The following is a 13,163-nucleotide window of genomic DNA, read 5'->3' as shown; positions in this document are numbered from 1 at the left end:
AAAATAAAAGCAACAGGCGCATTTTTCTTCAACGGGAGAATAATCAAATTGAACAGGGATATTGAGAAACCGGCGACTTTCACTCACAATAGAGCGATTTCATTTTGCACGGTATTTTTATCCACCTTCCAGCCATAAAAACAGCCTGACAATGTCCCGACCAACAGCAAGCCAGAACAATACGGCCACAACGGCAGAATCCGGTTTGCCGCGTCGTACTTTCGGTTTGCGCGAAGCCATCACATTGATAGTCGGCATCGTTATCGGCGCCGGTATCTTCAAGACCCCGGCCGTTGTCGCCAGCATGACAGGCGATACGACTTCCATGTTTCTCGCATGGATCGCCGGAGGCGTCGTTTCCCTGATCGGTGCCCTGTGCTATGCCGAACTGGCGACGGCATACCCGAATGCCGGTGGCGATTATTACTTCCTGCACAGGGCTTACGGACGTTCCGTTTCTTTCCTGTTCGGCTGGGCACGGCTTTCCGTCATCACTACCGGCTCGATCGCACTCCTGTCTTTCGTTTTCGGCGATTACATGAACCAGGTCGTTTCTCTGGACTGGTCCGGTTCCGGTTCAGGCACGACTGTATACGCCATCGGCGTCATCCTGATCCTTTCATGGGTCAACCTGAAAAACGTCCGTTCCGGCATGGCGACCCAGACCTTTTTCACGACCCTCCAGGTCATCTGCCTGCTGGCCATTGTAGCAACGTCCATCTATCTCTTTGCGACAGGCTCATCCGGTGACACCACTGCGCCTGTCGTCAACGCTTTGCCTGAACCGTCTTCGTTCAGTTCCAGCTTCGGGCTGGCAATGGTATTCGTGTTGCTGACTTTCGGCGGCTGGAACGAAGCAGCGTACATCAGCGCAGAAATGAAAGGCAGCCATCGCAACATGGTCAAAGCCCTGACCTTTTCCATCCTGATCATCACCACGCTCTACATTCTCATGACATGGGCTTACTGGCAGGGGCTGGGCTTTCACGGCATGATGCGCTCCCACGCCATCGCAGCCGACCTGATGCAAATCGCTTTCGGCCCTGCCGCCCAAAAAATCATTTCCCTGATGATCGCCATTTCCGCCCTCACCTCGATCAACGCCACCATCATTGTCGGCGCCCGCACCAGTTACGCCATGGGACGTGACTGGCCCTTGCTGCACAAACTCGGCATATGGGATACTGCACGCGATACACCCGCGAATGCCTTGTGGGTACAGTGCATCGCGTCATTACTGCTCGTCGTATTGGGAGGATGGATAGGCAGCGGGTTCAAATCCATGGTCGAATTCACTGCACCGGTCTTCTGGATATTTTTCCTGCTGGCGGGGATTTCCCTGTTCGTGCTCAGGATCCGTGAACCCCAAACGCCACGCCCCTTCAAGGTACCGCTCTATCCGCTCGTCCCCCTGATTTTCTGCGCAACCTGCACCTATATGCTATGGTCCAGCCTTTCATACGTATACGATCAGTCACTCGGTGGCATCAATGCCGCCTGGATCGGTGTTGCGGTATTATTGATCGGAGTCATGCTTCTGCTACTGATCAATCGGATCGCCCCCGATCAAAAACAGGCTGACACCGTCACTTCAGATTAAATTTCAAGGAGAATCGCATTTCATGAGTTCGCCCAAACGCACCAGTCTGACAATCGCCGCCTTTGTATTTGTCGCCGTACTCATCCCGATCATTGTCATCGTCACCGCCAAAAACCAGTTCGGACTTGATGAAATGATGGGGCCTGAACTCGATGCCGGATTCATCGCCACCTGGCCTGAAACGGCGGACGGCATGGTCAAACTGGCTGATGTCAATAAGGACGATCTCGTTTACGATCTGGGATGCGGCGACGGACGCATCGTCATTGCCGCAGCCAAACTTCGCGGTGCTCATGGCATCGGCCTTGACCTCAACCCCAAACGGGTTGAAGAAGCCAAAGCCAACGCCAAGGCAGCCGGAGTCGAACACCTGACCGAATTCAAACTGGGTAATTTCTACAAGGACGACTTTTCCGACGCCACCGTCGTCATGCTCTACCTGCCCCAGTCAATCAATTACGAACTGCGTCCGATACTCTGGAAACAGTTGAAAGTCGGTGCCCGCGTCGTCTCCAACGAATCCGACATGGGCCCCGAATGGCCAGCCGAGAAGATCGAAAAAGTCGGTACCAAAACGATCTACTACTGGACGATTACCGAAGAGCAGAAACGAAAGGCCGCGCTGATACCGGACAGAACTGATGCCTGACATTCCTGACCATTGTTATGCTCCGGTCACAAACACTATTTTGTTGCATGGAGTTTGTGACAGGAAGGTCGAAACAGTAACCAGTTCGTACTGATACCTTCTTCTTGTCCGGTCAGACACAGACAAAACCGTACGCTGTTGCCCCCGTTTCGTTTTCTCCATTCCATGTTTGAAATCGTTTCATTTGCCAAGCTGCAGAAAAACACGTTGACGAGCGGGTCAATCGCTATCGGAATCTGGCCAAGCCACCTTCCCATCGCCTTCCCCTCTTCAACAACGACAAACTAAAATGCGACGTTGATTGCATTCAGTTCGTCCAAAGTTTCTGCAACATCGATAGCGGCCTCAATCTGCCACTTGATCTGACACAGCCGCTGTGAATTGACGGCGATTTCTTTCCTCATCATTTCCAACTGTTCTTTCGTCACTTTATGAAAACTATTGTCGTATGAACGAAACAATGTGCTTTCTTCCGGTTTGAGAACCAGTACCAACCCTTCGATGTTCCTGTTCGCCTTCTCGTCAGCGTTGATTTCAAAACCGGCTGACGAGAGACAATGAGCGGTTTGGGAGGCTTTTTCAAATGCAGTGCCCAGTTCAATCAGTTTTGCTACCTTGATTTCTTCCAGCGGTCTTTGCGGAGCATGTCCTTTTTCGTACCAGTTCCCGTCATGACCCTGTTCGACTTCGCTGTCATCGTACGTTTTGATCTGGGCTGCCGAATACTGTGGCATGCACAGGGTTATTGTTTTCCGAATTCTGTTTTCATCTTCATTGATGAGGGCGAATTTTCCGTTTATCGCTATCCCGTATTTCATTGTCTCTCCTTCGGTGCCGATCCATTTGCATAAATAAACTTCAATGATGTGAGTCCAGTCTCGTCTTCTGTTTTTCTGGAAGGCCCCCACAGTAGTCTGACCTGATCGCCTTTGCTAACAGGCATATACATCTCGATCCATTGGTTGCTTCCGGCTCCAACAATGCTATCGCTGTTTCCAAGCGTTATAACACCATCTTTAAATCTGTAGAAACCCATCCAGCACGTAAAGTAGTCGGTGCCGTTCGATTTGAACAACTGGTACCAAAACAAATAACCATCCGCCGGCATAGTCAAGAGTTCTGATTGATAGTTGATGCCATCGTAGAGTGTTCCCTCCGGCACCCCCAGTTCCTCATATACATTTGACGGCATGGCCGCATGGGCTGCGGCAGCAGCATCTGTTTTATTCGCCATCTCCCGCGCCAGCCCGGTAATATCGATCAGTCCCGGATTGGTGGCGGCATCAAAGGCTTTGATGCAGGGCAGCAAGGTCAAGGCTGGTGGCTGGACGGTATTGGAGGCGCCGTAGATGGGATTGGATGCTGATGCATATCCAACAGTTGTACCTGATGAGATATTTGAACCATGCGCGGCATATCCGGTCCCTGTTTCTTCAAGCGCAAGTGGCAATGTATGATTGTGATCAGACAACCCCGCTTCAATCTTCTGTCCCGGTGTATTGCTTCCCTGAGCAAACCGGTCGATCAGATCCGGCAGGTTGAACGTACTCGATCCATCTCCTTCCCCGAACGTTGTACCGATCGTGGCATAAAGTTCCGGATATGTTTCCCTGCCTACGGCCGCACCGTTGGCCTTCAGATAGCCTGCCGGAGACGTTACCATCGCAAAATATTCAATGGTGCCAACCGGTACACCACTGGACGGAGTAATGCCTTTGGCCGGATTCTGCAAAACCCATTTGTCCAGGGCTTCATCGTATTGCAACTCCAGCCAATGCCCCGCTCCGGCGATATCCCCTTCCTCAAGACTCAGGTTGTTTCCCTTGACAATGACTTTTTCCCCGGTTTCATCCGCCTTGAATACCGGTATTTTAGTCAGGTTCTTTTCCTTGGCTCGAACATGAACCAGCGTCCCGTTTTTCAGTTCCCTGAGTTTCGGTGTAAACGAAGCGCTCAACAGATCACCTGTTCCCAGTGCTTCGGCAATCAACAGGGATGAAACAGCGCTCAAGGCCGTTTCAAAGTTTTCCTTGAGGATACCTACATCCCCGTTATCCAGCATGTCCTTCCCGCTTTTTTCCGCAGCAAATTCCGCGACAACAGCCGCGATACTGGACGCCTGACGGATCGCCTTGTTCACTTCGACCGACCTTGCCAGACCCTTTTTAAACCCTTCACGCAAGACTTGAGACATTTCGTACTCTGACTGTTCAAGAACGGCTGCACTGGATGCAATCGCAAAAGGCTTGAATTCATTTTGTGGCATTTTTTAATTTCCTTAACTTGACAACTTAACAGACTGTTCCTTTTACCTTTTTAATGACAACTCCATTCACCTCATCGTTTTCTCCATAAAAAAAGACCTCGCTTCGAATGAAGGAGGTCTGATTCACAAAAAACGGGCGCAACTTGCCCGACGAAGGAGAAGTTAAAGCAAAAAAACTCTTCTGTCAGCCCTGTCACAACTTCTTTGCAACTAAATTGCAACCATGAAATGGATTTAATAATGCTTGATCCTGAAAAGAAACCGGTTTTTGATGTGGAAAAAAGTTTGCTTCACAGACGTCTTGAAATAGAAAATGCAGAGAGCAAAAAGGAAAACGGACAAAAAATCCGGATGATGTGAACTGCGAAAGGAAAGAATGAAACAGAAGGTTAATGGAAAATATTTTTGAAGCGGGACAGAAACCGGATAACAGACATCTGCCCCCAGGGGCCCGCATCAATAAATGATGCGGGTAACTTCACATAGCTTTACGCATTATTGGCATTAACGTTCAGTACGGTGCTTGCCTGTACATCGCCGCCATGGAAATAATCCATATCGTAAGACATATCAGCAGCGCCGCCCATGACGGTTACACAGAAAGCGATTGCCAGAATGAACGTACCGACTATACGAGTTGTTGTTTGAGTTGACATTGTTTAGTACCTCAATTTTAAAGTGTGATATCTCCCATAAAATTTTTAATACTAACGCTCCATTAATGTTAAGTTGAACTCAAACTGCCTTTCATGGGGAAGACCGTCACGAAAGGCAGCGAGTTCATTAAACCTTTATCCTTCATTTTCAACAATACCGTTTTTTATACATAATTGTTCATATTTTTCTTATTTTCACTCTGGGAAGGCTATGGTATTGCCTGTTTTTCAGGCAGTTCAAACCTGTTCCCCACATATGCCTTATGCTTCGCTAACCATATGAAAAACAATAACATATGCCATCCAAAATCAGGGAATCACTGACAGACATGATTTTTAAACCATTGAGCAAATTCGAGGGTCAAAAAAGAATGTTTCCTGAAGATCAGAAAAACATGAAGATACTTATCGAGAATTCCATGAGTAAAAAAAGTAACAAAACCGAAAATTTCCCTCTCAGAAGTTCCGAAAAAAATTCAGACAAATGATATCCACCACAAAAAAAACGGTTCCTGATCTTTCCTTATTAAAAAAATACCTCTCTTCAATGAAGGAGGCCCGTTTTCAGATTATCAAATTATTTAATGCAGGTTAGTATCAGGAATACCAGGAAAAATAATCCCAGACAAGACAACTGAAATCTGTCCATGACAAAAGGACTTTTTTACCACTAGCTAAAACAGGAACAGAAACTACGTCAACTCATGATTTAATTGATCTTCCCGAGATGATTCGAACGTTCGTGTCCCTCCTGGAACTGATAACAATTTTTCAAATTGCTCACATGGCATCGGTCTGGCATAAAAGAAACCCTGTGCTGTATCGCACTCCAGCTCTTTCAACAAACCGGCCTGTTTTTCGGTTTCGACTCCTTCGGTGACGACAATCATTTTGAGGCCTTTTGCCAAAGTAATGATTTGTGCCAACACATATTTGGCACGTTCACTGATTTCGGCATTATTGAGGAACTCCCGGTCTATCTTGAGCACATCCACGTCAAAATCCTTGAGCATGTTCAGCGAAGAATAACCGCTCCCGAAATCGTCGATACAGATCAGAAGACCTATCCTGCGAAGCTGCCTGATAATGCTGATCAGTTCAGTTACATTATCGTGAATAATGGTTTCAAGCAATTCCACCTCGATTAACCGTGCCGGCAGATCGTATCGTGTGATGACGCCATATAATTTGTCCACATAATCCTTGCTGTACACCAATGACTTCGACTGGTTGATGGAAATGGGGACAGGATTCAGGCCCATATCCAGCCATTTCCGCTGCAAGCGACACACTTCCTCCAGCACATACATATCCATATTGACGATAAAACCATTACGCTCGAATATGGAGATGAATTCAGAAGGGGGAATGACTTTGCCATCACGCACCCACCTGACCAATGCTTCCGCTCCTTCAATGGTTGAAGTGCTGACATTGTATTTGGGCTGAAGATATACGACAAATTCCCTGTTCGCCAGCGCGTCATACATCATATTTTCAATAGTCTTGATTCTGATGGCGTCATTACGGATTTTTTCATCATAAAAAACCACTTTGGGATCAGCGTGTAACAACTTGGCACTCTGATGTGCCATTGCAGCCCGATCGATAATTTTGTCCACATCCATATTTTTCGGATGAATTTTGTACGCTCCAAAGGTAAAGCCCAGCTTGTATCCCTTCTGGTCCTGACTCATGGTCCCCTGAAACGCATCATTGAATTGGCGTATCTTGCTGACAGCTTCTTCTTCGGTAAGGCAATTGACGAGCCAGATGAAATTATCATCGCTCAATCTGGCATGGAGATCTCTGCCTGAATCCATTCGAGACAACAGCTGGTTTATACCAACCAGAATTTCATCACCCTCCCTGAAGCCATACATATCGTTCAACAATTTGAAATTGTCGATATCAATCCGGATCATATAAAGGTTTTTGCCCTTATTGCGGGCGATCATTTCGGCAGCAAGCAGTTTGAACTTGTTGAAATTGTTTCCTCCGGTAATCGAATCCACATAAGCGAGCTGTTCCAGCTTGCGTCTGTTTTTATAATTCTGGACAACGATGAAAAATATCAGCGCTCCCATTACGATGACCGTGATGACTGCACTGGTCACGTTACGGTTAATGAGCCGGTCGGCATTTTGGGCAATCACCTGCTTCGGAACAACAGAAATGACGAACCAGTCATTGATACCGACGCTACTGTAGGCCAGTACCTTTGGAACATCCGACATGTCGTTTTCAAAGATGCCGCCCTTATTTAGGGCCATATTCCTTTTCAGTTCCGCAATCAGGTTTTCATCGACATGATTTTTGCGCATCGAGTCAAAGAGATTGTCAAAACTGCTCAGGCTGTTTTTATGTACTGTATTGACGACGGGTGAACCATCTTTTGTGATGATGTAGGAAAACCCTTCACCGTCGAAAGAATTGTGTTTCAACAGCTCGGAGAGCACATTCGTATCTTTTGTCGCAATGATCACGCCATAAATATGGCCTTTGTGATAAAGCGGCACTGCGTACACATTGATAAAATTGCCGCCGATCTTGTCTGTGAGCCTGTCCGACACATTGCTTTCACCCGCCAGCGCTTTCTTGTAATAGCTACGCCCGAGCACATTGAAAGATACATCATCTGTCGTGACGGCATTGCCATCAGAGGGAACATAAGCCAGACGCTTGAACGAATGCCGTTTACTCTCAGCTTTCAGAACAGCAAGAGCATAGTCGACATCGAATTTTTCACGACTGCCGATGATATTGGCGATAGCTTCAATCTTGTCCAGCTCCATGCGTACGGTATTTTTGATAACCTCTGCATTTTGCACGGCAATTTCACTCAGGTATTGCTTGTTTTGCTGCTTGATATCGTCTTTGGTACTGTAAATGAAGTAGGCACTGACGCTGATCAACACAGTCGCCAGCAACACAATCGCCAATGCAAGCTGCCTTGTTATCTTTTCTTTCAGCAATGCTGCACCTTTTTGAATCTGATGAAGATTGGCCAATTTTGAAAAAGCTGTTACTCGTATGGAACGGACTGTTTCAATGACAGGCTCAAAAGTCCCTGTAAGTTCGCGTAGAAAGGAAACAAACTTTATTATAGTTTATTTCCATGTGGAAAGTTTGCTGAGTTTTTCCTATTGAGTAGTATTCGAACTCTTCCACTAACCATCAAGGTTTGCGAAAGTTACAGGAGAACAAAAGCAGCTTCTGATCCGGAAACACACAGTGACGCCCAGAAGTTTCCGGGCCACAAAGACAGCAAGACAACAGCTATCTATCGAAGGGACAAAGAGGAAGCTGTATTGCCGTCAAGTGAGAACAAATTGTTCTCACTTTAGAAAAAGGTGGGAGAATAATTTCAGATAAGTGCCTGATTTAATTGGCCTGCCCAGCACGATTCGAACGTGCGACCTACGGCTTAGAAGGCCGTTGCTCTATCCAACTGAGCTATGGGCAGACTTGATCGACAGATTTTGTTTATAACGCGATACGTCTTTCATTATAAACAATCTTTGGCCTGAATAAAAAAACAGGCTGCCAAAGACAGCCTGTTTTTCTTTAATTGGTCGGGGCGAGATGATTCGAACATCCGACCCACTGGTCCCAAACCAGTTGCGCTACCAGGCTGCGCTACGCCCCGAAGAACGTAATAATACCCATCTCCCCCCTGGAGGTCAATCGTCTTTTACGTCTTTTTTCATTTCGTTGGCGACAAACGACGATTTTCATTCAGGCAACGCCTGCAAGACATTTGCTGGCGATTCTTTCCGCCATGTCACGCGCATCTTTTTCGTTTTCGGTTTCGACCATGACCCGGATTAAAGGTTCGGTTCCGGATGGGCGGATCAATACACGGCCCTTCTCGCCCAGTTCCTTTTCGACCTTTTGTTTTTCCTGCTGCATGGCATCGTTCTCTTTCCAGTTAAAACCGGGTTTGACGCGTACGTTGACAAGCGTCTGGGGAAAGAGTGCCAGTTCATTCAAAAACGCCGGAAGCGTCGTTTTATGGCGTCTCAGAGCCGCCAATACCTGAAGGGAAGAAACGATGCCGTCTCCGGTGGTATGCTTGTCCAGACAGATCAGATGGCCTGAGCCTTCTCCTCCCAACAGCCATCCTTTTTCCTGCAAGGCTTCCAGAACGTATCGGTCACCGACATTGGCGCGAACGAAGTCGATTTCCCTTTCTTTCAAGGCGATTTCAACTGCCATATTGGTCATGAGTGTCCCGACGACACCTTTTAAATCGCTGTAAGCCATCCGGTCTTTAGCGATCAGGTATAAAAGCTGGTCGCCGTTATAGACCTGCCCTTCCGCGTCAACCATAATCAGCCTGTCGGCATCACCATCCAGAGCGATACCCAGATCGGCTTTGTTTTCCAGTACAGCAGAAACGAGTGCGTTGATCGATGTCGCACCACAATGGTCGTTGATATTCAAACCATTCGGTTGAACACCGATGGAAACGACATCGGCTCCCAATTCATGAAACACGCAGGGAGCGGTATTGTAGGCAGCGCCATTAGCGCAATCGACAACGATTTTCATGCCTCGGAGATCGTAATCGGACGGAAACGTGCTTTTGCAGAATTCGATGTAACGGCCCTGCGCATCGTCCAGCCTGCGCGCCTTGCCCAGAAACTCCGGGCTGGCGCATTCCATTGGCTTGTCGATCATGGATTCGATTTCATACTCCATGTCGTCCGGCAGTTTGTTGCCTGTCGCTGAAAAGAATTTGATCCCGTTGTCCTGATAGGGATTATGCGAAGCGGATATCACGATACCGGCGGAAAGCCGCAGGGCACGCGTCAGATAGGCAACGGCAGGTGTCGGCATCGGGCCGGACAACATGACGTCAACCCCGGCAGCGGATAGCCCGGCCTGCAGGGAAGCTTCGAGCATATAGCCGGAAATACGGGTGTCCTTGCCGATAAGAACGGCAGGCGTGGCCGAAGATTGACTCGTCCGTGTCAAAACCTTGCCTGCTGCATACCCCAGGCGCATGACAAAATCAGGCGTAATCGGCGCTTGACCGACTTGCCCCCGCACTCCATCCGTTCCGAAATATTGACGTTTCATTTTTTCTTTTCAGTGTTTGACGTATTGTTTACCGAGTCGCCATCCAGACTTTAAGCGCATCGACCGTTTCAGCGACTTCATGAACCCGAACAATGGCAGCACCATGCTCTACCGCAGACAAGGCAATGGCCAGATTGCCTGCCAGTCTTTTTTCAACCGGCCTGCCGGTCAGTTTTGCCACCACGGATTTGCGTGACAAACCAGCCAGTACAGGCAAATCCAGTTTTTCCTGCATGAAATCGATGTGCTTTAACAGAATGATATTATCTTCAAGACTTTTTCCAAAGCCAAAACCCGGATCGATGCAAATACGTTCTTTTGCAATACCGGTCTTTTCCATGCGTTTAACCTGTTCACTCAGAAATTGCGTTACTTCCACAGTAACATTCCCGTAATGGGGATCGTCCTGCATGGTCTTCGGTTTGCCTTGCATATGCATGACGCACAAGCCGCACGAATTGTCCAATACCGCCTTTAAAGACGCTTCAGACTGGAAACCGCAGATATCGTTGATCATATCCGCACCGGCGGCAATGGCTGCTGCCATGACTTCCGGTTTGTAGGTATCGATTGAAAGCGGCTTTCCACAATCTTTCAGCGCCTCAATGACCGGCATAACCCGATCCAGCTCTTCCTGCAACGGGACGGGTTCCGAACCGGGCCGGGACGACTCTGCACCGATATCGATAATATCGACACCATCGGCAATCATGTCTTCTGCATGTCTCAAAGCAGAAGAAAGGGAAAAATATTTGCCGCCATCCGAAAAGGAATCCGGCGTGATATTCAGAATGCCCATCACGAGGGGGCGATATCCATCACCTTCCAGCGCAAAACGGGTACACCCGCATTGAAAAACTTTCATATTATTTTTCCAGAATTAAAAAAAGGGCGAGACTATGCTCACCCTTTCTGATCAGGCTTACCTGCCAATCAAACCGGAGCCGTCGCACTTTCCGTCACCTCTGGGCCTTCATCCTTCGGTGGCTGGGAAGGTGGCGCCGATTTGGGTGGACGAGGATCGATACCATCCATGATGTCGTTGACCTGATCGGCATCGAGCGTTTCCCATTCCAGCAGCAACTGGGCCATTTTTTCAACCTTGTCGCGGTTTTCTTCAAGCAATTTGCGAGCCAGCGCATACTGCTGATCCAGAATGGCACGGATTTCGTTATCGACTTTTTGCTGGGTCGCTTCCGAAACCGTTTTAGCTGCCATACGGCCACCGTAGAACATATCCTGTTCGGTATCTTCGTACACCATGGTACCCAGCGACTCAGACATACCGTAACGGGTCACCATCGCACGGGCAAGCTTCGTTGCGCGTTCGAAGTCATTCGATGCACCGGTAGACATCTGATGCATGAAGATTTCTTCAGCAATACGACCACCAAAGAGAATGGAAATTTCTTCCAGCATCTTGTCCTTGTACATATTGATGCGGTCGTGTTCCGGCAACTGCCATGTCAGGCCAAGAGCATGACCACGCGGCATAATCGTAACTTTATGAACCGGATCGGCTTTCGGCAAGAGCTTGGCGACGACGGCATGGCCGGATTCATGATAAGCCGTGTTGGCGCGTTCCTCGTCACGCATGACGAAGGATTTGCGTTCAGGTCCCATCAGGATCTTGTCCTTGGCGTCTTCGAAATCCTGCATTTCAACCAGCCGTTTGTTGCGGCGGGCGGCAAACAAGGCCGATTCATTCACGAGATTGGCCAGATCGGCACCGGAAAAGCCCGGAGTACCACGAGCCAGAACGCTGGCATTGACGTCAGGCGAAATCGGTACCTTGCGCATATGGACGTTCAGGATCTGTTCACGGCCACGGATATCAGGCAAGCCGACGACAACCTGTCTGTCGAAACGGCCCGGACGCAGCAAGGCTTTATCCAGTACGTCTGAACGGTTCGTCGCAGCGACTACGATCGTACCGGAATTCGGCTCGAACCCGTCCATTTCAACGAGCAACTGGTTAAGAGTCTGTTCGCGCTCATCGTTACCGCCGCCCATGCCTGCCCCACGATGACGGCCGACTGCATCGATTTCATCGATGAAAATAATGCATGGAGAATGTTTTTTCGCCGTTTCGAACATGTCACGGACGCGGGATGCACCCACACCGACGAACATTTCAACGAAATCCGAACCGGAAATGGAGAAGAACGGAACCTTGGCTTCACCGGCAATCGCACGGGCCAGCAGGGTTTTACCGGTACCCGGAGGGCCGACCAGCAAGAGGCCTCGTGGAATACGGCCACCGAGTTTCTGGAATTTGTTCGGATCGCGCAGGAAGTCGACGACTTCGATCACTTCTTCCTTGGCTTCGTCGCAACCGGCAACGTCGGTAAACGTAACCGTATTGCTCTTTTCATCGATCATGCGCGCCTTGGACTTGCCGAACGAAAACGCACCGCCCTTGCCGCCGCCCTGCATCTGGCGCATGAAGAAAATCCACACGCCGATCAACAGGAGCATCGGGAACCATGAAATGAAAATCTGGGACCAGAATGAGGGTTCTTCCGGTGGCTTGACGTCGAACTGGACACCGCTGTCAACCAGATCGCCGATCAGGCCGCGATCGAGGTATGTCACCCCGGTCTTGACCTTCTTGCCATCCGCCGTTGTCGCGATAATTGTCCGGTCTTCGATGACAACATCCTTCACTTTCCTGGCCTTGACTTCGTCAAGAAACTGGGAATAGTTGATAGCGACGGCACCGGCCCCAACATTACGGTCTGTAAAATGTTTGAATGTCGTAAGAAGTACGATAATGATGGCAGCCCAGATGCCTACCCTGACAAACATGTTATTCACAAAGACTCCTCAGACGCCCATGCGTCAGTTTCAGATAGATAGATAATTTTACATTCATTTTCAGACATCTGCCATCCACAGAGATCAATC

At 48.7% G+C, this 13,163-nt stretch carries 9 protein-coding genes and 2 tRNA genes; 2 read left to right on the top strand and 9 right to left on the bottom strand.

Going from position 1 to position 13,163, the window contains the following annotated elements:
* The first annotated feature begins 151 nt into the window (after positions 1–151).
* Both BRW83_RS04935 and BRW83_RS04930 read left to right on the top strand, forming a co-directional pair.
* Positions 152–1,600, top strand: coding sequence for an APC family permease (locus BRW83_RS04935; protein ID WP_050757736.1), 1,449 nt, complete (start codon positions 152–154; stop codon positions 1,598–1,600).
* 22 nt (positions 1,601–1,622) lie between these two features.
* Positions 1,623–2,249 carry a methyltransferase domain-containing protein gene (locus BRW83_RS04930; RefSeq protein WP_145814989.1) on the top strand — a complete coding sequence of 209 codons (627 nt, stop codon included), beginning with the start codon at positions 1,623–1,625 and terminating at the stop codon, positions 2,247–2,249.
* Positions 2,250–2,533: 284 nt separating this feature from the next.
* Here the strand turns inward: BRW83_RS04930 and BRW83_RS04920 are convergent, their stop codons facing one another.
* The 9 genes from BRW83_RS04920 to ftsH all read right to left on the bottom strand — a co-directional run bounded on the left by BRW83_RS04920 (position 2,534) and on the right by ftsH (position 13,073).
* Positions 2,534–3,067: a DUF4376 domain-containing protein gene (locus BRW83_RS04920; protein ID WP_005881065.1), complete on the bottom strand. Its 534-nt coding sequence runs from the start codon at positions 3,065–3,067 to the stop codon at positions 2,534–2,536.
* Positions 3,064–4,515 carry a tail fiber protein gene (locus BRW83_RS04915; protein ID WP_050757737.1) on the bottom strand — a complete coding sequence of 484 codons (1,452 nt, stop codon included), beginning with the start codon at positions 4,513–4,515 and terminating at the stop codon, positions 3,064–3,066. The genes BRW83_RS04920 and BRW83_RS04915 overlap by 4 nt, the downstream gene beginning before the upstream one ends.
* Before the next feature lie 488 nt (positions 4,516–5,003).
* Complete coding sequence (locus BRW83_RS11660; protein WP_005881068.1) at positions 5,004–5,171, bottom strand: hypothetical protein; 168 nt, start codon at positions 5,169–5,171, stop codon at positions 5,004–5,006.
* Between the two features lie 692 nt (positions 5,172–5,863).
* The gene (locus BRW83_RS04905) at positions 5,864–8,182 is read right to left on the bottom strand and encodes a bifunctional diguanylate cyclase/phosphodiesterase (RefSeq protein WP_036603012.1); all 2,319 of its coding nucleotides are present in this window, start codon (positions 8,180–8,182) and stop codon (positions 5,864–5,866) included.
* Between the two features lie 378 nt (positions 8,183–8,560).
* A tRNA-Arg gene (locus BRW83_RS04900) sits at positions 8,561–8,637 on the bottom strand.
* A 106-nt stretch (positions 8,638–8,743) separates the two neighbouring features.
* A tRNA-Pro gene (locus tag BRW83_RS04895) sits at positions 8,744–8,820 on the bottom strand.
* Between the two features lie 89 nt (positions 8,821–8,909).
* On the bottom strand, positions 8,910–10,256 hold the full coding sequence (gene glmM / locus BRW83_RS04890; protein WP_086131744.1) for a phosphoglucosamine mutase: 1,347 nt from the start codon (positions 10,254–10,256) through the stop codon (positions 8,910–8,912).
* A gap of 28 nt (positions 10,257–10,284) precedes the next feature.
* The gene (gene folP, locus BRW83_RS04885) at positions 10,285–11,121 is read right to left on the bottom strand and encodes a dihydropteroate synthase (protein ID WP_005881073.1); all 837 of its coding nucleotides are present in this window, start codon (positions 11,119–11,121) and stop codon (positions 10,285–10,287) included.
* A gap of 68 nt (positions 11,122–11,189) precedes the next feature.
* Positions 11,190–13,073 carry an ATP-dependent zinc metalloprotease FtsH gene (ftsH, locus tag BRW83_RS04880; protein WP_005881075.1) on the bottom strand — a complete coding sequence of 628 codons (1,884 nt, stop codon included), beginning with the start codon at positions 13,071–13,073 and terminating at the stop codon, positions 11,190–11,192.
* Positions 13,074–13,163 lie beyond the last annotated feature (90 nt).

Source organism: Oxalobacter formigenes (assembly GCF_002127965.1).
GTDB classification, from domain to species: Bacteria; Pseudomonadota; Gammaproteobacteria; order Burkholderiales; family Burkholderiaceae_D; genus Oxalobacter; species Oxalobacter formigenes.
The sequence above is the reverse complement of the archived record's forward strand: the minus strand, read 5'-3'. Positions and strand labels throughout refer to the sequence as shown.

What these genes read in the sequence shown, in the direction of transcription:
- BRW83_RS04920 (WP_005881065.1), bottom strand. Translation starts at nt 3,067, where the DNA reads ATGAAATACGGGATAGCGATAAACGGAAAATTCGCCCTCATCAATGAA.
- BRW83_RS04930 (WP_145814989.1), top strand. Translation starts at nt 1,623, where the DNA reads ATGAGTTCGCCCAAACGCACCAGTCTGACAATCGCCGCCTTTGTATTT.
- BRW83_RS04935 (WP_050757736.1), top strand. Translation starts at nt 152, where the DNA reads ATGTCCCGACCAACAGCAAGCCAGAACAATACGGCCACAACGGCAGAA.
- folP (WP_005881073.1), bottom strand. Translation starts at nt 11,121, where the DNA reads ATGAAAGTTTTTCAATGCGGGTGTACCCGTTTTGCGCTGGAAGGTGAT.
- BRW83_RS04915 (WP_050757737.1), bottom strand. Translation starts at nt 4,515, where the DNA reads ATGCCACAAAATGAATTCAAGCCTTTTGCGATTGCATCCAGTGCAGCC.
- glmM (WP_086131744.1), bottom strand. Translation starts at nt 10,256, where the DNA reads ATGAAACGTCAATATTTCGGAACGGATGGAGTGCGGGGGCAAGTCGGT.
- BRW83_RS11660 (WP_005881068.1), bottom strand. Translation starts at nt 5,171, where the DNA reads ATGTCAACTCAAACAACAACTCGTATAGTCGGTACGTTCATTCTGGCA.